This window comes from Pseudarthrobacter sp. (assembly GCF_036675385.1).
Lineage (GTDB): Bacteria > Actinomycetota > Actinomycetes > Actinomycetales > Micrococcaceae > Arthrobacter.
Map to the genome: position 1 here is coordinate 56,879 of NZ_JAKFFD010000164.1, position 19,518 is coordinate 76,396.

The window sequence follows — 19,518 nt, forward strand, 5'->3', positions numbered from 1 at the left end:
CCCGGCCCTGATGCGTCTTCACCCCCTGACGTCGCTGGCGGCTGCCGGCAGCACTGCAGTCATCACGACGGCGGCTGCCAGCTGGCCGCTGTCCCTCACCGTGATCGCCGCGGCCGCGGGCTTGGCGGTAGCCGGGGGAGTGGCCGGCCGGATGCTGCCGGCGGGGGCGGTCATCCTGGCTCCGCTGGTCCTGTCACTGCTGGCCATGCACGGACTCTTTTTTCCGGAGGGCACCACGGTCCTGGCGCAGTGGGGCCCTGCGCGGGTCACCGTGGAAGGGCTCCATTTTGCCCTCGAGCGGGCTGCACAGCTTTCCGCTGCGGTGCTGGTGCTGCTGCTATGTTCCTTCACCATCAGCGTCCCGGACCTGGTGGCTGCCCTGTCCGCCCGCGGCGTCCACGCGCGGTTCGCGTTTGTGCTCGCCTCCACCCTGACACTGCTGCCGGCCATCAGTTCACGGCTGGGGCGGATCCGGCAGGCCCAGGAAGCGCGTGGCCTGGTGATCAGGCCTGGAATTGTCGGGCGCGCAGGCGCGTTCCGGTGGCAGGCGGTTCCCCTGGTGCTGTCCCTCGTGGAGGAAGCCGGCACCCGCGCGGCAGCCTTACAGGCCCGCGGGTTCGGCAGCGCCGGGCATCGCACCAGTTACCGGGCGGTCCAGGATTCTCCGGTCCAGCGGTGGGTTCGCCTCGTGCTGGTGGTGGCGGCGGTGGCGGCCATCGCCGCCCGCCTCTGGCAGCCGACGGCGGGTGCTTCTTAAGTGGCGCAAGGCTCACCTCCGGCTCTGGCCGCGGGTATCGAAGAATTTGTCTTCTCCGGCGAGCAGGAACCGGTCCTGGCCGGGCTCGACGTGGCCTTTGCCGCGGGATCGCTGACAGCCGTGCTCGGCGGATCCGGCAGCGGCAAGTCAACCCTGGGACGCCTGCTCGCCGGCTGGTTGCTGCCCGGCGACGGCGGGACACTCACGGGTTTTCTCGAGCTTGCCGGCACGTGCCTCCGGTTCACCGGAACAGCCGCCGATCCGCGGATCGATCCAGGGAGCTGGGGCCGCCAGGTGGGCTTTGTGCCGCAGGATCCAGCGGCCGCCTTGTCCACTATCCGTGCCACGGTGGCCGAGGAGCTGGCCTTCGGGCTGGAAAACGCGGGGACTGACCGTGAGACGATGGCCGGCGCCGTCCGGCACACGGCAGCACTGACCGGCCTGACCCGGCTGCTGGACCGGGATCCTGCCACGCTTTCCGGCGGCCAGCTGCGCCGCCTGGCCATCGGCTGCGCGGTCATTTCCCGCCCCGCGGTTCTCATCATGGACGAACCCTTCGCCTCCCTCGACACGGACGGAGCCGAAGACCTCGCTGCCCTGGTGCGGAACCTCGTCCAGGACGGCACCGCCGTCGTGATCCTGAGCCAGCGGGCCGACGCCTTCCTGCACAACGCCGATACGTGGCTGGTCCTTGCCGGCGGTACCGTGGCCGCGGCTGGCTCGCCGGCAGAAATCCTGGCTGCCGGCGCGCTGGAACTCGCGGGCGTGGTTAGCCCCCGCCCGCACACAGGGCTCCGCCGGCCGGCAGAAGCCGAGTATCTATCCGTCCTCGACGGTCCGCCGGCTTTGGAGCTGCGTGACGTCTCGTTCACATACCGAGGGACGCAGCGCCGAGGCTGGTTCAGGGCACAACCGGGCCCGCCTGCTGACCCGGTCCTGCACGGACTGAGCCTGGCCGTCAGCGCGGGCGAGATCCTGGCCGTGGCAGGTCCCAACGGCGCCGGAAAGTCCACGCTCCTGAGGCACCTCAACGGCTTGCTCCAGCCCACGGCAGGCAGCGTACTGGTCAGGGGACGGCACATCGGTGGACAGCCCGCGGGGCGCGTGGCCGCCGACGTCGGGCTCCTCTTCCAGCAGCCCAGGGACCAGCTGTTTGAGCGGACCGTGGAACGGGAAGTCCGCTTCGGACTCGAGCGTGGGCAGCCGGCGGCTGACGAGGCGGTGCAGCAGGCCCTCGCCGCCGTTGGCCTGGAGCACCTTGCCGGGCAGCACCCGGCCGAACTGCCCGCGTCCCAGCAGCGGCTTCTGGCACTGGCCACAGTGCTTGCCCGGCGTCCCTCAGTCCTTGCGCTGGACGAACCGACCGTTTCCCTGGACGGCCATGGGCTGGCCGCGCTGGACCGGGTGGTGCGCAGCACGACGGCGGAGGGCACCGCCGTCGTGCTGGTCACCCACGACCTGGACTACGCCCGGTCCATCGCGCACCGGCTGGTGCGCATCGAGGCCGGCCGCCTGCTACCCGCGGACTGATTCCGGGGTGGCTGCATCCGGGCTGACCGATTCCGGGCTGACTGATTCGGAGGACTGACCCGTCCGGCCCGATGCGACGCCGGGTGCCAGGAAGCGCCTGCCGTTGACCCGTTCGGAGGCGCCAACACGGTCCAGGTACGGCGTGATGCCGCCCAGGAACATCGGCCAGCCAGCGCCGAGGATCATGCAGAGGTCGATGTCTTCAGGGCCGGCCACTACGCCCTCATCCAGCATCAGCCCGATCTCCTCGGCGAGGGCGTCCTGCACACGGCGCAGCACGTCGTCCCCGGTGGACGGTGACGTGCCGAAGGACATCAGCGACAGGGTGGACGCCGGGATCTCCTGGGAGCCGTCGGCCGCCGGGGCCCAGAGCGATTTCACGCCGTTCTCGATCAGTTTCTGCAGGTTCGTGGACACGGCGAAACGGTCTCCGAAGGCGGCGTGGAGGGACTCCTGGACATGCTGGGCAACCGGCAGGCCCACCATGGCACCCAGCGTGAACGGCGTCATCGGCAGGCCCATGGGACGCAGCGACGTGTCGGCGACGTCGGCAGGGGTGCCTTCGTCGAACGCGGCCGTCACTTCGCCCATCAGCCGCAGCAGGATCCTGTTGACCACAAAGGCCGGCGCATCCTTGACCAGCACCGCGGTCTTCTTCAGGCCCTTGGCCAGCTCAAAAGCGGTGGCCAGCACGGCGTCGTCGGTCTTGGGTGCCCGCACGATTTCGAGCAGCGGCATCACGGCCACCGGGTTGAAGAAGTGGAAGCCAACCAGCCGTTCCGGGTGCGCGAGGTCTTCGGCCATGGCCGTGACGGACAGCGAGGACGTGTTGGTGGCGAGGATGCAGTCCGGCGAGACGATTGCCTCCACCTCGGCGAAGACCTGCTTCTTGATGTTCAGCTCTTCGAAGACAGCCTCGATGACAAAGTCCGCGTCCGCGAACGCCTCCTTGGAGACCGATCCCGTGACCAGTGCCTTGGTGCGGTTGGCTGCGTCCTGGCTGATCCGTTTCTTGCCGAGGAGCTTGTCCACCTCGGCATGGACGTAGCCCACGCCCTTGTCCACACGGGCCTGGTCGATGTCCGTCATCACCACGGGGACCTTGAGCTGGCGCGCGAACAAAAGGGCCAGCTGGCTGGCCATGAGGCCTGCCCCCACGACGCCGATCTTGGTGACCGGACGGGCGAGCTTACGGTCCGGTGCGCCGGCAGGCCGCTTGGAACGTTTCTGGACCAAATCCAGGAACGCGTAGACCGTGGCGCGGAACTCGTCTGTCTGCATCAGACCGGCGAGGGTTTCACACTCGAGGGCAGCCGATTCGGCCTGGGACATGGTCCGGTTGGCGTCGAGGATGTCCAGGACCATAGCGGGCGCAGGCGAGGCATTGGACGTCTTGGACTCCACGAACAACCGGCCGGCGGCAACGGCTGCAGACCAGCGCCCGGCAACGGCGGGATCAGCGGGATCCACGGCGTTGGCCCGTGCCGGGACCACCTCGCCAGTGATGACGGTGGCCGCCCAGGCGAGGGACTGTTCCAGGAAGTCTGCCGGTTCGAACAGGGCGTCGGCGATACCGAGCTGGAAGGCCTGCGGCCCATTGAGCGTCCGGTTGTTGCTGAGCGGGTTCTCGATCATCACCTTGACCGCGTTCTCGGGTCCAATCAGGCGCGGCAGGATGTAGACGCCGCCCCAGCCGGGGACCAGGCCGATGAAGGCCTCGGGAAGCGCCAGCGCGCCGGCGCCGGTGGACACCGTGCGGTAGGTGGACTGCAGGGCGATCTCCAGGCCGCCGCCCAAGGCAACGCCGTTGATGAACGCGAAGCTGGGAACGCCGAGGTTGGCCAGCGTGGCATAAACGTCATGCCCAAGCTGCGCCATCCACAGGCCGTGATCCCTGTTCTCCAGTGACTTCACTGCGGACAGGTCGGCGCCGGCCACGAGGAAGTACGGTTTGCCGGTCACGCCCACACCCACGATCTCGCCGCGGGCCGCACGCTCCTTCAGGCCCTCCAGGACCGTGCCAAGTTCCACCAGGGTATTGGGGCCCAGCGTGGTGGGTTTGGAATGGTCCAGGCCGTTGTCCAGGGTGATCAGCGCAAAAACTCCGGGGCTCTGCTGGCCGGGTCCGGCAGGCAGCTTGATGTCCTGGACGTACGAGTGGGTCACGGTTTCGTCGGGGAAGAGCTCGGCAAGCTTGGTGAAATCGGCGGCGCTCATGCGGCGGCTCCTTCGGTGGTGGCTACTGGGTTTTCTTCGTGGACGACTGCTGCTACGGCGCCGCCATACTCTGTGTATTTCGAGTGACGCGGGTTTTCCCAGATGACGGTGGCGCCCATGCCCAAGCCTATGCACATGGTGGTGATCCCGTACCGGACCGAGGGATCTTCTTCGAACTGCCGCGCGAGCTGGTTCATCAGCCTTACCCCGGAGGACGCGAGGGGGTGGCCCACCGCGATGGCGCCGCCGTACCGGTTCACCCGGGGGTCGTCGTCGGAAATTCCAAAGTGGTCCAGGAAACTCAGGACCTGCACGGCAAATGCTTCGTTGACCTCGAAAAGTCCGATGTCCTCAATGCTGAGTCCGGCGTTCTTCAGGGCCTTTTCGGTGGCGGGCACGGGGCCGATGCCCATGACCTCCGGTTCGACGCCGGCGTAGGCGTAGCTGACCAGCCGCATCTTGACCGGCAGGCCCAGTTCCGCGGCGGCTTCCGAGGAAGCCAGGACGGCGGCGGTGGCGCCGTCGTTCAGGCCGGCGGCGTTGCCTGCCGTCACGCGGCCGTGGGCGCGGAAGGGAGTCCGGAGGGCCGCCAGGTCCTCGAGCGTGGTTCCCGGGCGGGGCGGCTCATCAACACTGTTCACCGTCCAGCCCTGACCCGGCTTGAGGGTAGCGACCGGAACGAGGTCCGGCTGGATCTGGCCCTTGGCGTAGGCGGCCTCGAGTTTGTCCTGCGAGGCAACCGCGTAGGCGTCTGTGCGTGCCTTGGTGATGGCGGGGAAACGGTCGTGCAGGTTTTCGGCAGTGTTGCCCATGTTCAGGGCGGCGGGATCCACCAGGCGCTCGGACATAAAGCGCGGGTTCGGGTCGGCGCCGGAACCCATCGGGTGGTTGCCCATGTGCTCCACGCCGCCGGCGATGACGACGTCGTAGGCGCCGAAACCGATGCCGCTGGCCGTTGTGGTGACTGCGGTCATGGCGCCGGCGCACATGCGGTCGATGGCGAAGCCGGGGACGGTTCGGGGGAGCCCTGCCAGGAGGGCGGCTGTGCGGCCGAGCGTCAGGCCCTGATCGCCGGTCTGGGTGGTGGCTGCGACTGCGACTTCGTCGATCCGGGCCGCGGGCAGCGTGGGATTGCGGCGCAGAAGTTCGCGGATGCACTTCACCATCAGGTCATCGGCGCGGGTTCCGGCGTAGATGCCTTTCTCGCCGGCCCGGCCGAAGGGTGTGCGGACGCCGTCAACAAAAACGACGTCGCGGACAGTTCGCGGGGATCCGCTGCTTCCGTGGTGGCTCACGTTTACTCCTCATCGAGACGTTGGCGCCGTCCGGAGGCCAAAGGGCAGCGCTCTGGGACGGCAGTGCTCACTATGTTACTCGTCAGTAACATAGTGTGCAAGGCTCGGTGAGGGGCGTTTATTCGGTGGCTGCGGTTGCCTTGGTTTCCCTGGCCGGCAGCGGCTGCGGGTTGAGGAACGCGTCCGTGAGGAGCGGTGCCACCACGCCGATCTGCCATTCGCGGGCACCGAGGACGCGCAGCTCGGCGGCTACCGCTACTTCGGTAATGTCCGACGGCGGACGCCACGCCACGCGGCGCAGATAGTCCGGCGTCAGCAGGTTCTCCACGGGAAGGTTCAGTTCCTCCGCCTTCTCCTGCAGGAGCGGACGGGCGGTGGACAGGCGTGCGGCGGCCTCGGGGTCCCGATCGGACCACACCCGCGGCGGGGGCGGTGCATTGGTGGGCAGGTGCAGCGGCGGAAGGTCCTCAAGATCGCGGGCAGCGGCGATGCACCGGAGCCAGCGGGGTGCCTCGCGCTGAGCCGCACGGCCATGGAAGCCCTTGGTGCCGAGCAGCTGGGGAACGGTGGACGGCATGGCCTTGGCGGCGGACACCAGGGCGGAATCTGGGATCAGCCGTCCCGGCGCCACATCGCGTTTCTGCGCCAGGGAATCGCGCTCCAGCCACATTTCGCGGACAGCGGCCAGCTGGCGCCGGTCACGGATCTGGTGCAGGCCCGACGTCTTGCGCCAGGGGTCAACCCGGGGAGGGGCGACGCCGGCGGCAAGGATCGCGGCAAATTCCTGCTCGGCATATTCCAGCTTGCCGTCGGCCTGCAGCAGTTCGATGAGTTCTTCGCGCAGTTCGGTCAGGACTTCCACGTCCAGGGCGGCGTAGCGCAGCCACGGCTCGGGCAGCGGCCGCGTCGACCAGTCGGCAGCCGAATGTTCCTTCGCCAGGCCAAACCCGAGCAGCTGTTCGATGACGGCAGCCAGGCCAACGCGTGGCAGGCCGGCCAGCCGTGCGGCGAGCTCCGTATCAAAGAGCTTGTCCGGCCACATGCCCAGCTCCAGCAGGCAGGGCAGGTCCTGGCTGGCTGCATGCAGGATCCATTCCACGCCCTGGAGCGCATCGTTGATGATGGACAGGTTCTCGAACGGTTCAGGGTCGATCAGCCAGGTACCGGAGCCTTCGCGCCGGATCTGCACGAGGAACGCGCGCTGGCCGTACCGGAATCCTGAGGCCCGTTCTGCATCAACCCCTGCGGGCCCTGTTCCGGCGGCGATGGCTGCCGCGCACCGCTCCAGCCCGGACTGCGTTTCGATAACCAGTGGCACGCCGTCGCGCGGTGCATCGAGGTCAATGACTACGGGGACCTGGCTGTCGAAGCCTTCCACCGTGATGTGGGGAGTGGTATCAGCAGCCGGAGCGCCGGCCGTGGTGTTTTCCGGAATATGAGGGGTCATGATGCCTTCAGTTTACCGACAAGGGGCAGTCCTAGTTCCGGCGACGGCGTGGAAGGGCCGTGACACCGTCAGGCAGAGGAGGGAGGCCGGCGAACGTGCAGACCATGTCTGACCACGCCTCCAGATGGGCAGTAACGTCCGAGGACTCCGGTGTCCAGGAGGCGCGCAGCTCGATATCGATCGATCCGGGCCGGTCGGAAAGTGTTCCAAAGCTCTCCGACAGGACGCGCGTGGCGGTCCCGCCGGCCGCCCGGTAGGGGGCCTTGTGGTTCTCCAGCGCCTCGACCAGCCAGGTCCAGGCGACGGTGCCCAGCATTTCGTCGTTGCCCATTTCGGGCTCAAGCTGGGCCCGGATGTAGGTGACGATCCGGAATTCGCCGTCCCAGACTGCTGAGCCTTCGGGGTCGTGCAGCAGGATGAAGCGGCCCGTGGCCAGCTCGGTGTCGTCGTCGTCCTCGGTGCCGGAGGCCGCCGCCAGGGCCATGGCGGCGGGCCCGTGGACCGGTGTTGTGCCGCTGCCCGGTCCGGGCGCCATGACCTCGGCCCCGAGGGCCACGGCGAACGGTGCCAGGCGCGCCGGGGCGGGAATTTCCGCCAGGCGCAGTTCACTGCGGCATTGGGCCTTCCGGAGGGTTCCCAAGGCGTGGAGAAAATCCGGGGGAACCTGGGCTAGTGCGTTCACCTTCGCAGATTACGCAACAGCAGGGGGCGGGCAGTGCAGGCTCGCCGTCGGCCGGTCCATGCTATCCGGCTTCCTTGCCCGCGTGGTGGGCCGCAAGTTCCCGTCGGATCGCGGCCACAAAGGCGTCGACGTCCTCCTCGCTGGTGTCGAAGGAGCACATCCAGCGGACCTCGCGGGCGGTTTCATCCCAGTCGTAGAACCGGAAGGACTCGCGCAGGCGGTCAGCTATGCCGGCCGGCAGGACGGCAAACACGCCGTTGGACTCCGTCTTCTGTGTGGGCTCGACGCCCTCGATCGTGTCCACCGCGGCGCGGAGGCGGGCGGCCATGGCGTTGGCGTGCGACGCAGAACGGAGCCACAGGTCGCCTTCCAGCAGGGCGATGAACTGGGCGGACAGGAAGCGCATTTTCGAGGCCAGCTGCATGTTCATCTTGCGCAGGAACTTCAGGCCGTGGGCCGCTTCGGGGTTCAGGGCCACCACCACTTCGCCGTACAGCAGCCCGTTTTTGGTGCCACCGAAGGAGAGGATGTCCACGCCGGCGTCGCGCGTGAAAGCCCGCAGCGGTACGTCCAGGTGCGCGGCGGCGTTGGCCAGCCGCGCGCCGTCCATGTGGAGTTTCATGCCCTTGGCGTGGGCATGATCGGCAATAGCCCGGACCTCATCCGGGGTGTAGCAGGTGCCAAGCTCGGTGGTCTGCGTGATGGACACTGCCAGCGGCTGCGCCCGGTGCTCATCGCCCCAACCCCACGCCTCGCGGTCAATCAGCTCCGGCGTCAGCTTGCCGTCCGGGGTGGGGACATGCAGGAGTTTTATCCCGCCGATCCGTTCCGGAGCACCGTTTTCGTCCATGTTGATGTGCGCCGTCGATGCGCACACCACAGCACCCCAGCGCGGGAGCAGCGACTGCAGGGACAGCACGTTGGCCCCCGTGCCGTTGAACACCGGGAAACATTCGATGCCCGCGCCGAAGTGATCCTCCATCAGCCCCTGCAGCCGTGCCGTGTAGTCATCCTCGCCGTAGGACACCTGGTGCCCTTCGTTGGCCGCCGCGAGGGCGGCCAGGACCTCGGGGTGCACACCGGAGTAGTTGTCCGAGGCGAAACCGCGGATGGACGCGTCATGCAGCCGGGCGGCGGGGTTTTCAAGCCGGGGGGCAGCATCTGCCGTAGTTGTCATTGCTTTGCTCACGTTCTCAGTCTAGGGAGGTCGGGTCCGGCCGGTCAGGGTCCAGGAAGTCAGGGGATTTTGGGGTCAGGGGTCAGGGGCAGGCGCCGGCCGTTCAGTTCGGCTGCCGGGCGGCTGAACAGTCGGACGACGGCGGCGGCCAGGTCCTCGACGTCGGTGGCGCCGGCAAAGGTCCGTTCCGGGTGCGCCTTCCGGAGTTCCGCGTCCACGAGCGCTTTCACCACCAGGACGACGGCGGCGCCGCGCAAGGCGGTGCCTTCATCCGCAGCCTCGCGGGCCAGGCCCTCCGCCATCGCCAGTGTCCAGGTCTCGGCGGCGGCCTTCGCCGCCACATAGCTGGCCGTCGCCGCCGTGGGCTTGTCCACCGCGGTGGAGGACACCATGGCAAACCTTCCGGTTCGGGCGGCGGCCAGGTCGGCGTAAAAGACCCGGGAGACATTCCGGAGCGTGGTGATGGCGCCGCGCTCCAGGAAGTCCCAGTCGGCGTCGCTCTGGTCCGTGATGCCTTTGGCGCCGCGCCAGCCGCCCACGAGGTGCATGACGCCGTCCATGGTCCCGGCGGTGTCCGTCAGGGTCTTCCGGAGGGCCTGGACGTCGGCGAGATCCGCAAGGTCGCACACCAGGGGAGTGACGCCGTCGCCCGCCTGCCTCGCAGCAGCGTGGATGCGCGTCCTGTCTGAGCCGACCGTGAACACCCGGAACCCCGCCTGGTACAACGCCCGGGCCACCGCGATCCCGGACGGACTGCTGCCGCCGGTGACCAGGACGTTCAGCCCCAGGGCATTATCCGGAACAGGTGCAACGCGCGGGGCGCCGGGTTCGCTCACAGCGCGGACGCTCCGGTGATGCCGGCGGTGGATTCGATGACTGGACGCATTTTCTTCTCCAAGGCTTCGTAGAACATGGACAGCGGAAATTCGTCGTCCAGCACCTGGTCGGTGAGGCCGCGGGGCGGACCGGCGACGGGAAGCGCGTCGGGGCCCTTGGCCCAGGCCGATGCGGGGTTGGGCGTGAGTGTGGCGGAGATCAGCTGGTACGCGGCAAGCCAATGGGCCATTTTCGGCCGGTCAATGGAGCGCCAGTAGAGCTCGTCGATCGAGGCGCCGAGGGCGATCACCGCGTCCGCCACGTGGTCCCAGTCGATGCTGAGCCGGCTGTCGGTCCAGTGCAGGACGTGGTGCTGGTGCAGCCAGGCGAAGAGCAGCTGTCCGCCGAGCCCGTCGTAGTTGCGCACCCGGTTGCCGGTGATCGCGAAGCGGAAGATCCGGTCGAAGATGATGGCGTACTGCACCAGTTTCGCGTGCCGGCGTGCTTCCGGCCCGGCGTCTTCGTCCTGTTCGATCCGGACGGATTCGCGGAAGGCTGTGAGGTCGCAGCGCAGTTCTTCCAGCGAATACAGGAAGTAGGGCATCCGCTGCTTGATCATGAACGGGTCAAAGGGCAGGTCGCCGCGCATGTGAGTCCGGTCATGGATCAGGTCCCACATCACAAACGTGGCCTCGGTCAGCTCCTGGTCGGCCAGGAGTTCCGCGGCGCCTGCGGGCAGGTCCAGGGAGGTGATGTCTGCGGCCGCGCGCAGGACCCGGCGGAACCGGGCAGCTTCACGGTCCGCGAAAATAGCGCCCCAGGTGAAGGTGGGTGTCGCCCGGACGGCCACGGTTTCGGGGAACAGTACCGCCGAGTTGGTGTTGTAGCCGTGGGTGAAGTCCAGGAACCGGATGGGCACAAAGAGCTTGTTGGAATAGTCCCCGGCCTCAAGGCCGGCCACAAAATCGGGCCAGATGACCTCGATCAGTACGGCCTCCACGAGCCGGCTGCTGCTTCCGTTCTGGGTGTACATGGGGAAGATGACAACATGCTGCAGGCCGTCCTGGCGCTGCAGCTGGGGCTGGAACGCCAGCAGCGATGCGAGGAAGTCCGGGACGGCGAATCCAGCCGTGGCCCACGCCTGGAAATCAGCGACGACGGCGTCAAGGTAGGCCGCGTCGTGCGGGAACAGCGGTGCCAGTTCGGCAAGCGACTCCGTGATGGCGGCAACCTGCAGGGCTGCCTCGGCGTGATGGCCGGCATCAGGCACGGAGCCGTCCTGGACCTGCAGTGCCTGCAGGGATTCGGCGGCGCTCCTGAGGCGGAGCCAGGCGGGATTTTCGGCGGTGATCCTCGTAGGGGCCACGGTCACGGTGACGGTCATGGTGCGACTGCCTTTCTCATTGCTTGGGGCATCTACGGCGAGCGTAGCAAGCAACCAGAGTCCCTAACTCAAATAGAGCCTGAGCATAAGAGACTCTCGGGCTCGAAGCACCTCGTGGCGCCGCCAGATATAGGCGGAGCCACGGCTGGCGGACTCAGGCCTCCGTGGATTCTTCCCCGGCAGCGCCGCGCGGCACCAGCTTCAGGGACACCGAATTGATGCAGAAGCGCTGGTCCGTGGGCGTGCCGTAGCCCTCACCCTCAAATACGTGGCCCAGGTGTGAATCACAGTTCGCGCACCGTACCTCCACCCGCTTCATGCCGAGCGTCCGGTCGTGGATGTAACGGACGGTGCCTTCGGCGAGCGGTGCCCAGAAGGACGGCCAGCCACAATGCGAGTCGAATTTTTCGTTGCTCCGGAAGAGCTCGGTGCCACAGGCACGGCATTGGTAGACACCCTCCGTATGGGTGTCCACGTACTCACCGGTGAAGGGGCGCTCCGTACCCGCCTGCCGCAGCACGTGGTATTCCTCCGGTGTGAGTTCCTGCCGCCACTCGGCGTCGGATTTCCGGTAGGCGGGTTCCGCAGCGACGGCGTCAGCGGCCGGACCGGGGACGGAATCCGTGGCCTTGTTCTCGAAGATGCTCTTACCAAAGATGCTCATAGTCAGCTCAACGCTCAGGAGTCGCCGATAAATCCCGAACCGGCATACAGGTGGAGTACGGGGAGCCCCAACTGGTCCTGGGCTTTGTTGGCCCAGTCCGTGTGGAACGTATCCGCCACTGCGTGCGGACGGGTGATCACCACTGCCTGGGCTGCGCCGAGTTCCTTGACCTTGGCCACGAGGCCTTTGACGGCCCCGCCGTCCACTACCTCGCCCGTTACCCCTGCGCCCAGCCCCTCCAAGGCGGCAAGCGAGACGGCCAGCGTCTCTGCAGCCTCGGCCCGTTCAACGGTGGGGTCCGGGGCGTGGGCGGTCAGTTCGCGGAACGCCTTAGCAACGTCCAGGAGGGAGAGATTCTCAAGGAAATCCACCAGCAGATGCCGTTCAGTGTTCCCTGGAACCAGTAGGACAAGGGGAGTGTCCTGCCCGTCCACCAGGCGTTCTATGTTGACGCGGTCGTCCGCGCCCAGGGGTTCTTCGGTCAGGATGACGATTGGATCGCTCATGGCATCAGCCTAGTCGTGCGCACCGGCGCCTGCATCCATTTGGGCCGCACGGTGCGCGCTGTGTCATGAGCGCGGCGTCCCCGGGGCCGGCAGAATTTCGGTGCCACGTGCCGGACGGAATATGGTCAACCCGTCTGCGGCAGTAAGAATGGTTCCATGGCACCTTCCACGCGCACCTCCACGTTGACGGCGGCAGTTCCGACCCAGGCCGACGGCCGCATGTCGCTGCGCGCCAAATGGGCGCTCGGCGGCGTCATTGGCGGCGGGGCCCTTGCCGGCCTGCTGGCCACAGGCTCCTCCGCGCTGGCGCTCTATTTTGCCCGGCGTGTGATTACTCCCGTCCGGCAGCGGACGGCGGACCAGGAAGTCCTCGCCGTGATCCGGGAAGGGGGCGGCCGCCAGGTCATCCTGACAGCCACTCCGGAGACCACTGTGGAGGGCGTCTATGGGTTGTTTTTCGACGGCGGGAAGGGGCACGCCCGGATCGGGCGGATCGTGTCCTATTCGCCGGCGGACGGCACGGTCCTGCGCGAAGTGGAAGCCGTCTATGCCGGCGATCTTGATACGGCCCGCCGCGGATGGTGGAGCGGTGCGCTTTACCCGGATCCCGCCACGGCCGGCTTTGCGGCCGAGGACGTACTGATTGAGGTCGACGGCGGCACGGCACCGGCATGGCTGGTCCGGGCCGGCGGGACGTCCCGGACCTGGGCAATCATGGTTCACGGCCGCGGGGCAACCCGCCAGGAGGCCCTCCGGGCGGTAGGTCCCGCCCTCGAACTGGGGCTCACCAGCCTGCTTGTCTCGTACCGGAACGACGGGTTGGCGCCATCGGCCGAGGACGGCCGGTACGGCCTGGGATCCACGGAATGGCGTGACATAGAGGCCGCCATCGAGTTTGCCCTGGCCAATGGCGCCGAGGAAATTGTTCTCTTCGGCTGGTCCATGGGTGGTGCCATCTGCCTGCAGACGGCCGATCTCTCGCCCCACCGTCACCTGATCCGGGCCATGGTCCTGGACGCGCCCGTCATCAACTGGGTCAATGTGCTGGCCCACCATGCGCAGATCAACCGCATTCCGTCCCTCGTTGGCCGCTACGGGCAACTGATGCTGGGCCACCCCGTGGGCCGCAGGCTCACCGGACTGGCCGCACCCGTGGACCTCAAGGCCATGGACTGGGTGGCGCGCGCCGTGGAGGTCCGGACGCCCACCCTGATCATCCACAGCGTTGATGACGAGTACGTTCCCTACGAACCATCCGCGCTTTTGGCCGAACGGAATCCGGACATGGTCACGTTCGAAACGTTCAATCACGCCAGGCACACGAAGGAATGGAATGTCGATCCCGAACGCTGGGAGAACCTGATCAAGGCGTGGCTCCGGCCCCAGTTGGCTCCGCGGCTCAACCCAGGGCAGAACCGCTAAAGTGTGCGCGTGCCGATGGCGGCCGTCACCGCGGACGTCAGCCGGATGAGGTCAGCCGGTGCAAGCTCAACGTCCAGGCCGCGTTTGCCACCGGAAACCAGCATCGTCCCCAGATTGAGGGCGCTGCTGTCCACCACCGTGGGCGATGTCTGGCGCTGGCCCAGCGGCGAGATCCCGCCGAGGACGTAGCCGGTGCGGCGTTCCGCAGCCGCGGGGTCCGCCATCGAAGCCTTCTTGGCGCCCATGGCGGCGGCGAATGCCTTGAGGTCAAGGTTTCCGTTGACCGGGACAACACCCACAGCAAGCCGGCCTTCCACTTCGACCATGAGGGTTTTGAAGACCTTTTCGGGAGCGATGCCCAGGGCTTCGGCGGCTTCCGTGCCGTAGCTGGCTGCGGAGGGATCGTGGGCATACGGATGCAGCACAAAGGGAACGCCGGCTGCAGCCAGTGCGGCTGTGGCCGGCGTTCCGTTTGAAGAACTCTTGCGTCCCAAAGCGTTCAGTTTCCGATCCGCAGCCAGGAGGTCAGCTGATCAGGACGCAAGCCGGGACGTCGCGGCGACCTTGCGTTTGATCCGTCCCAGCATGGCGGTCATGCCACGCATCCGCAGTGGCGTGATGGCCCGCGTCAGGCCCAGCAGCTCCGGCATATCGTCCGGCACCGCCAGGATTTCAGCGGCGCTGAGTCCGTCGAGACCCTCGTGGAGCACACCGGCGAAACCCCGCGTGGTGGGGGCTTCCGGTGGCGCCTTGAAGTAGAGCCGAACGGCGTCGGCCGGGCCGGCGTCGTTCTTTTCCGTTTCAATCGTCAGGAACAGCGGCGACTGGCATTCCACCACCTGCTCCAGGAGCTCGGGGTGGTCCTTCAGCCGGTCCGGCAGTTCCGGCAGTTCGCGCGAGAACTCAAGCAGCAGCTGAAGCCGATCGGGTTCGGTCAGGGCCTGGAAGTCATTCACGATTTCCGCCAAGGCGGCGGGCAGGTCATGTGTACTCATCTGTTCCAGTTTACGCCGGGACCGTGCCGCGTTCCGTGCCCTTGGCGATGGGAACCCGGACGGCGTTGCCCCACTCGGTCCAGGAGCCGTCGTAGTTCCGGACAGTGTCAAAGCCCAGCAGGTACTTGAGAGCGAACCAGGTGTGGCTGGAACGCTCGCCGATGCGGCAGTAGGCCACCACGTCATCTCCGGCGGTCAGCCCGGCCTCGCCCAGGTAGAGTGCCTCGAGCTCTTCCCGGCTGCGGTACGTTCCGTCCGGCGCAGCGGCGCGTGCCCAGGGAATGGATGCTGCCGTGGGAATGTGGCCGCCGCGGAGCGCGCCTTCCTCCGGGTAGGCCGGCATGTGGGTCCGCTGGCCGGTGTATTCCTCGGGGGAGCGGACGTCAATGAGCGGCTTGCCGAAGTGTGCCAGCACATCTTCCTTGAACGCGCGGATGGGGGCGTCGTTGCGCTCCACCACCGGGTAGTCGCCGGGCGCCGGGGAGGTCCGCTCCGTGGTCAGGTCACGGCCTTCGGCGATCCACTTGTCCCGGCCGCCGTCGAGCAGCCGGACATCCTCGTGGCCGAACAGGGTAAAGACCCAGAGCGCATAGGCGGCCCACCAGTTGGACTTGTCCCCGTAGATGACCACAGTGGTGTCGCGGGAGATGCCCTTGGCAGCGGCCAAGGCGGAAAACGCCTCACCGTTCACGTAATCGCGGGTCACGTCATCGTTAAGGTCCGTGTGCCAGTCGATTTTGACTGATCCGGGGATATGGCCGGTCTCGTAAAGGAGGACGTCCTCGTCGGACTCGACCACCACCAGCTTTCCGTCCGCCAAGGCGCCGCTTTGGAGGGCGGCTGCGAGCCATTCGGTGGACACCAGACGCTCCGGGTTGGCGTAGGCGGCGAACTTCTCGTTCTGTTCAACTGCGTAGGACATGGTGATGGCCTTTCACTGAGACACACGGCGGATGCTGTAGAAGGAAAACCTGCCTCCCACACTAGCCATGGCCGGCCGCCCTGTCCGCCTCCTTGTTAACAGTGGGAAATATGGCCTTCGTCACGCAGGGGCCCTGGCCGGCGCCATCGCGGGGGAGGCCAGGGCCCTTGCCGGTATTCTTTCTGGGGACAACCCACCAGCAGAACGGACCACCTTGGTACAGATCGAACAGCTTGCCGCCCGCACTCCGGCGGTTTCGGTGAATGAGCTCCTCAAGGGTTTCTATCCGTCCCCACGGTTCGGCCAGGTCTCCTTTGCCAGCTACCGGCCGGACCCGAACCAGTCGTCCCAGGCGGCGGCGGTCAAGGCGCTGGAAGCATTCGCCGGGGGAGTCGGAGCCGGCGACGGCGACGGCCTGTTCAAGAAGTTCTTCACCAAGAAGGTCGCTACCAGGGCGGGGATCTACCTCGACGGAGGATTCGGCGTCGGCAAAACCCACCTGCTGGCCTCGCTGTGGCATGCCGCCCCGGGCCCCAAGGCCTTCGGCACGTTTGTGGAATACACCAACCTCGTGGGCGCCCTTTCCTTCCGCAAGACTGTTGAGGCACTGAGCCACTACAAGCTCGTATGCATCGACGAATTTGAGCTGGATGATCCGGGTGACACCGTGCTGATGTCTCGCTTGATGCGTGAACTGGCCGACGCCGGCGTCAAGCTGGCTGCCACGTCCAACACGCTGCCGGGTTCGCTGGGCGACGGCCGCTTTGCCGCAGTCGACTTTGCCCGTGAAATCCAGGTCCTGGCGGACCAGTTCGACGTCATCAGGATCGACGGCGAGGACTTCCGCCACCGTGGGCTGCCCGCCGCCCCGGCACCGCTGAAGAACAGCCAGCTCGCCGCACAGATGAAGGCCGAGTTCAACGGCAAGACCGTGGCAGAGGACGAATTCAGTTCACTGATCGGCCACCTGGCCGGTGTCCACCCGAGCCGCTACCGGCAGCTCATCGACGGCATCGACGGCGTTGTGTGGCGCAACGTGGAGACCATCACCGAACAGGCCGTGGCGCTTCGCTTCGTGGTGTTGGCGGACCGCCTGTACGACAAGGATGTGCCCATCCTGGCCAGCGGCGTCCCCTTCGACAAGCTCTTCACGGACGAGATGATGCACGGCGGGTACACCAAGAAGTACTTCCGTGCTGTGTCCCGCCTGACTGCACTCGCCCGCGAGGGCCAGAACCACGAGCCGTCCTAGGCATCGGCCGGGGAAGCCGGACCGTCAGTTAAACGCCAAAGGCGCGGGTGCCGCCTCCCGGCGGGACCCGCGCCCCCTTGACGTGCTAGGGCAATGCCCTGGCCAAATCCTTGTTACGGAGCCTTGTCAACCGGCGGAACCGGGTTGACTGGCGGAGTCTGCTCGGTGGCAGGCGCTACGCCGGGTGTTCCGTCGTTCTTGTCAACGAGCTTGGAAGCGCCCTCCTGGACTTTGTCCACGTGACCGGCGTACTTGCCGCCAGTCTTTGAGTCGACGAAATCGCCGGCTTTCGTGATGCCGTCCTTGATGGCCTGCTCGTTGCCGCGGATGAGACCCTGAGCCTTGCCCTTAAGATCGTCAATCAGTCCCACGAGCACCTCCCTTCAATCGCGGAGCCAGTTCGCTCCTCCGCAACCGATCCTAGCCCTGTCTGCCGGGCGTGCCAAGGTGCTGTGACAAATTTTGTAAAGTCTGCGCGGCGTATCCGGGCAATAAAAAAGCAGCTCACGGGGAGCTGCTGTGTGTGGGCGATACTGGGATCGAACCAGTGACCTCTTCCGTGTCAGGGAAGCGCGCTACCGCTGCGCCAATCGCCCGGAACCGGAAGGCCGGCCATTTCGGATTTATTACTGGGGTAGAGAGCGGACGACGAGATTCGAACTCGCGACATCCACCTTGGCAAGGTGGTGCTCTACCAGCTGAGCTACGTCCGCGTATGAAGTACGTTCCGGCCGGGCCGTGCGTACTGCATGAAGCAAGTTTCCTTGCTTGGTGGGCGATACTGGGATCGAACCAGTGACCTCTTCCGTGTCAGGGAAGCGCGCTACCGCTGCGCCAATCGCCCATTTCGTCCGGCGTGAACCGGAATCCATGGTTTTCACCGAGGTGGGTACGGGATTCGAACCCGTGTGAACGGCTTTGCAGGCCGCTGCCTCGCCTCTCGGCCAACCCACCGTGTAAGCTCCGATTCCGAAAAACCTTAGCCGTGACAGTGTCCTGCGAGCGGACGACGAGATTCGAACTCGCGACATCCACCTTGGCAAGGTGGTGCTCTACCAGCTGAGCTACGTCCGCATTTGGGCCGCTGAATCCGTGCCGTTTCGGGCATTTCCTCGCGTTCCAACGAGTAAGAACTCTATAGGAGGTTCAGGGAATCTCCAAATCGAACGTGCTTCAACGGCTGCAATGCCCCTGGATCCCTGCAATCTAGGGGATTTTTCTAATTACAGGCGTGTAATTCGAGCGGCGTCCCGTCTCGATTTCCATAAACCCCGCCCGGTCGGCTAGCATTCAAAGGCATCGGGGCGATTGGCGCAGTGGTAGCGCGCTTCGTTCACACCGAAGAGGTCACTGGTTCGAACCCAGTATCGCCCACCGAGGAATCTGGTCCGTTTCCGCTCAGCCGAGCGGAAACGGACCTTTTTTGTGTCCGCCATTCTGTCAGCCCCTTGTGAAAGAGTCTTTGTATGACTGATCCACTCCTTGCCCACGCCACGGAATACGGCCGCATGTATGCGCGGTCCACCTCCGAGCAGTTTTCCGTTCCGTCCATCACCACCGTCATCGGCCAGCAGCCGCACGGCCTGGACGGCTGGTTCGGTTACATGGGCGCCAGCAGCCTGGCGAAGGATCCGCTGCTGGCCGATTCCCTGGGCAGCCCGGCGAAAATCCGGCAGGCCGTCAACCGGGCCTCAAAGGCAGCAGAACTGTACCGGGACGACGCCGCCAAACGCGGGGACCGCGTCCATAACTACTGCGAGCAGGTTGCGCTCCGCGCCCTGGGCCGGCCGCACGCCATGAAGGAAACCCGCGAGGCGTTGGCGGCCAACGGTGAGGAAGGCTTTGCGCTGCGCTTCGATGAGTGGTGGGACCTCTACGGCGTGGAGCCCATCGCACCGGAAATCACCGTCTGGAACAAGTCAGTGGGCTACGCCGGGACGCTGGACCTCGTGGCCAAAATCAACGGCCGGATCTGCGTTATTGATTACAAGACCAAGGGCACCACGCGGGACGGGACCGTCAAGCCGCTGGACGACAAGGTGGTCATGCAACTGGTGGCCGGCATGAAGGCCGAAGAAAGCCTGGTGGATGCCGTGGCTGGGGAATGGGAGCCCTGGAAGTACGGCGAGAACCCCTTACTGCTGGCTGTGGCCATCGGCGAGACCGAAGTCCGGCCGGTCCGCGCGAACCCCGACGTCCTCAAGCACCACTGGTGGAAGTTCTGCGCCCTGCGCCGGGTCTGGGAACTGTCCGCCGATACGCTCGCCGCCGGGTCTGCGCTTCTTCCGGTGGCACCGCCCGTCTCCGCACAGGCCCGCAGCGCCTAGCGGAACACGAGTGCCCGGACTGCAGCTGCCGGAACTCCGCCTGTCCGGAGCACGGTTGCCCAGTCCCGGGCCCGGTGCGCCTGCGCCTAAACTGGATAGGTTCGCCAATAACGCCCACCGTGAGG

Annotated in this window: 18 protein-coding genes and 6 tRNA genes; 6 read left to right on the top strand and 18 right to left on the bottom strand. The window is 66.5% G+C overall.

Annotated elements, in window-relative coordinates; translation table 11 throughout:
- Positions 1-10 precede the first annotated feature (10 nt).
- Positions 11-757 (top strand): energy-coupling factor transporter transmembrane component T, encoded by a 747-nt coding sequence (locus V6M49_RS13925; RefSeq protein WP_332761490.1) that lies wholly within the window; start codon positions 11-13, stop codon positions 755-757.
- Entirely contained in the window at positions 758-2,287 is a 1,530-nt protein-coding gene (locus V6M49_RS13930; RefSeq protein ID WP_332761491.1) for an ABC transporter ATP-binding protein, read from the top strand. It begins immediately after the preceding gene.
- Here the strand turns inward: V6M49_RS13930 and V6M49_RS13935 are convergent.
- The 9 genes from V6M49_RS13935 to V6M49_RS13975 all read right to left on the bottom strand — a co-directional run bounded on the left by V6M49_RS13935 (position 2,273) and on the right by V6M49_RS13975 (position 12,475).
- Positions 2,273-4,504: a 3-hydroxyacyl-CoA dehydrogenase NAD-binding domain-containing protein gene (locus V6M49_RS13935; RefSeq protein WP_332761492.1), complete on the bottom strand. Its 2,232-nt coding sequence runs from the start codon at positions 4,502-4,504 to the stop codon at positions 2,273-2,275. The two genes, V6M49_RS13930 and V6M49_RS13935, sit on opposite strands and share 15 nt — an antisense overlap.
- Positions 4,501-5,799: a thiolase family protein gene (locus V6M49_RS13940; RefSeq protein ID WP_332761493.1), complete on the bottom strand. Its 1,299-nt coding sequence runs from the start codon at positions 5,797-5,799 to the stop codon at positions 4,501-4,503. Before V6M49_RS13940 ends, V6M49_RS13935 begins: the two co-directional genes overlap by 4 nt.
- 118 nt (positions 5,800-5,917) lie before the next feature.
- A complete protein-coding gene (locus V6M49_RS13945) occupies positions 5,918-7,246 on the bottom strand; it encodes an HRDC domain-containing protein (RefSeq protein WP_332761494.1) in 1,329 nt (442 codons plus the stop codon).
- Between the two features lie 31 nt (positions 7,247-7,277).
- The gene (locus V6M49_RS13950) at positions 7,278-7,928 is read right to left on the bottom strand and encodes a DUF3000 domain-containing protein (RefSeq protein WP_058929308.1); all 651 of its coding nucleotides are present in this window, start codon (positions 7,926-7,928) and stop codon (positions 7,278-7,280) included.
- A gap of 61 nt (positions 7,929-7,989) precedes the next feature.
- Positions 7,990-9,105, bottom strand: a complete 1,116-nt coding sequence (locus tag V6M49_RS13955) for a threonine aldolase family protein (protein WP_141142029.1) — start codon at positions 9,103-9,105, stop codon at positions 7,990-7,992.
- Between the two features lie 59 nt (positions 9,106-9,164).
- Positions 9,165-9,941 carry an SDR family oxidoreductase gene (locus V6M49_RS13960; RefSeq protein WP_332761495.1) on the bottom strand — a complete coding sequence of 259 codons (777 nt, stop codon included), beginning with the start codon at positions 9,939-9,941 and terminating at the stop codon, positions 9,165-9,167.
- Positions 9,938-11,305 carry a DUF6421 family protein gene (locus V6M49_RS13965; RefSeq protein ID WP_332761497.1) on the bottom strand — a complete coding sequence of 456 codons (1,368 nt, stop codon included), beginning with the start codon at positions 11,303-11,305 and terminating at the stop codon, positions 9,938-9,940. The genes V6M49_RS13960 and V6M49_RS13965 overlap by 4 nt, the downstream gene beginning before the upstream one ends.
- Positions 11,306-11,459: 154 nt before the next feature.
- Entirely contained in the window at positions 11,460-11,969 is a 510-nt protein-coding gene (gene msrB, locus V6M49_RS13970; protein ID WP_332761499.1) for a peptide-methionine (R)-S-oxide reductase MsrB, read from the bottom strand.
- Between the two features lie 14 nt (positions 11,970-11,983).
- Positions 11,984-12,475 carry a hypothetical protein gene (locus V6M49_RS13975; protein ID WP_104061985.1) on the bottom strand — a complete coding sequence of 164 codons (492 nt, stop codon included), beginning with the start codon at positions 12,473-12,475 and terminating at the stop codon, positions 11,984-11,986.
- A 219-nt stretch (positions 12,476-12,694) separates the two neighbouring features.
- Here V6M49_RS13975 and V6M49_RS13980 point away from each other — a divergent pair, with 219 nt between their 5' ends.
- Positions 12,695-13,897 carry an alpha/beta hydrolase family protein gene (locus tag V6M49_RS13980; RefSeq protein ID WP_141142031.1) on the top strand — a complete coding sequence of 401 codons (1,203 nt, stop codon included), beginning with the start codon at positions 12,695-12,697 and terminating at the stop codon, positions 13,895-13,897.
- Here the strand turns inward: V6M49_RS13980 and ybaK are convergent.
- The 3 genes from ybaK to V6M49_RS13995 are packed head-to-tail and all read right to left on the bottom strand — an operon-like array spanning position 13,894 to position 15,814.
- Entirely contained in the window at positions 13,894-14,391 is a 498-nt protein-coding gene (ybaK, locus tag V6M49_RS13985; protein WP_332761501.1) for a Cys-tRNA(Pro) deacylase, read from the bottom strand. The genes V6M49_RS13980 and ybaK overlap by 4 nt on opposite strands.
- 39 nt (positions 14,392-14,430) lie before the next feature.
- Positions 14,431-14,892: a SufE family protein gene (locus V6M49_RS13990; RefSeq protein ID WP_141140169.1), complete on the bottom strand. Its 462-nt coding sequence runs from the start codon at positions 14,890-14,892 to the stop codon at positions 14,431-14,433.
- A 10-nt stretch (positions 14,893-14,902) separates the two neighbouring features.
- Entirely contained in the window at positions 14,903-15,814 is a 912-nt protein-coding gene (locus V6M49_RS13995) for a sulfurtransferase (RefSeq protein WP_141140170.1), read from the bottom strand.
- A 214-nt stretch (positions 15,815-16,028) separates the two neighbouring features.
- Between V6M49_RS13995 and zapE the strand changes: the two genes are divergently transcribed.
- Positions 16,029-17,066, top strand: coding sequence for a cell division protein ZapE (gene zapE, locus V6M49_RS14000; protein ID WP_141140171.1), 1,038 nt, complete (start codon positions 16,029-16,031; stop codon positions 17,064-17,066).
- Between the two features lie 113 nt (positions 17,067-17,179).
- On the opposite strand, the gene V6M49_RS14005 is transcribed toward zapE, so the two are convergent.
- From V6M49_RS14005 to V6M49_RS14030, 6 genes are all read right to left on the bottom strand, one after another.
- Positions 17,180-17,437: an antitoxin gene (locus V6M49_RS14005; RefSeq protein ID WP_248761516.1), complete on the bottom strand. Its 258-nt coding sequence runs from the start codon at positions 17,435-17,437 to the stop codon at positions 17,180-17,182.
- 153 nt (positions 17,438-17,590) lie between these two features.
- Positions 17,591-17,662, bottom strand: a tRNA-Val gene (locus V6M49_RS14010).
- Positions 17,663-17,706: 44 nt separating this feature from the next.
- Positions 17,707-17,779, bottom strand: a tRNA-Gly gene (locus V6M49_RS14015).
- A gap of 56 nt (positions 17,780-17,835) precedes the next feature.
- Positions 17,836-17,910, bottom strand: a tRNA-Val gene (locus tag V6M49_RS14020).
- A gap of 39 nt (positions 17,911-17,949) precedes the next feature.
- Positions 17,950-18,020, bottom strand: a tRNA-Cys gene (locus V6M49_RS14025).
- A gap of 47 nt (positions 18,021-18,067) precedes the next feature.
- Positions 18,068-18,140 (bottom strand) — tRNA-Gly (locus V6M49_RS14030).
- Positions 18,141-18,368: 228 nt separating this feature from the next.
- Between V6M49_RS14030 and V6M49_RS14035 the strand changes: the two genes are divergently transcribed.
- Both V6M49_RS14035 and V6M49_RS14040 read left to right on the top strand, forming a co-directional pair.
- Positions 18,369-18,440, top strand: a tRNA-Val gene (locus tag V6M49_RS14035).
- A gap of 92 nt (positions 18,441-18,532) precedes the next feature.
- The gene (locus tag V6M49_RS14040) at positions 18,533-19,393 is read left to right on the top strand and encodes a cytochrome (protein ID WP_104061990.1); all 861 of its coding nucleotides are present in this window, start codon (positions 18,533-18,535) and stop codon (positions 19,391-19,393) included.
- Positions 19,394-19,518 lie beyond the last annotated feature (125 nt).

Bases quoted from the DNA above. Each gene is read 5' to 3' on its own strand.
- V6M49_RS13925 (WP_332761490.1), top strand. From the start codon at position 11: ATGCGTCTTCACCCCCTGACGTCGCTGGCGGCTGCCGGCAGCACTGCA.
- V6M49_RS13935 (WP_332761492.1), bottom strand. From the start codon at position 4,504: ATGAGCGCCGCCGATTTCACCAAGCTTGCCGAGCTCTTCCCCGACGAA.
- V6M49_RS13945 (WP_332761494.1), bottom strand. From the start codon at position 7,246: ATGACCCCTCATATTCCGGAAAACACCACGGCCGGCGCTCCGGCTGCT.
- V6M49_RS13955 (WP_141142029.1), bottom strand. From the start codon at position 9,105: ATGACAACTACGGCAGATGCTGCCCCCCGGCTTGAAAACCCCGCCGCC.
- V6M49_RS13965 (WP_332761497.1), bottom strand. From the start codon at position 11,305: ATGACCGTCACCGTGACCGTGGCCCCTACGAGGATCACCGCCGAAAAT.
- msrB (WP_332761499.1), bottom strand. From the start codon at position 11,969: ATGAGCATCTTTGGTAAGAGCATCTTCGAGAACAAGGCCACGGATTCC.
- V6M49_RS13975 (WP_104061985.1), bottom strand. From the start codon at position 12,475: ATGAGCGATCCAATCGTCATCCTGACCGAAGAACCCCTGGGCGCGGAC.
- V6M49_RS13980 (WP_141142031.1), top strand. From the start codon at position 12,695: ATGTCGCTGCGCGCCAAATGGGCGCTCGGCGGCGTCATTGGCGGCGGG.
- V6M49_RS13990 (WP_141140169.1), bottom strand. From the start codon at position 14,892: ATGAGTACACATGACCTGCCCGCCGCCTTGGCGGAAATCGTGAATGAC.
- V6M49_RS13995 (WP_141140170.1), bottom strand. From the start codon at position 15,814: ATGTCCTACGCAGTTGAACAGAACGAGAAGTTCGCCGCCTACGCCAAC.
- V6M49_RS14040 (WP_104061990.1), top strand. From the start codon at position 18,533: ATGACTGATCCACTCCTTGCCCACGCCACGGAATACGGCCGCATGTAT.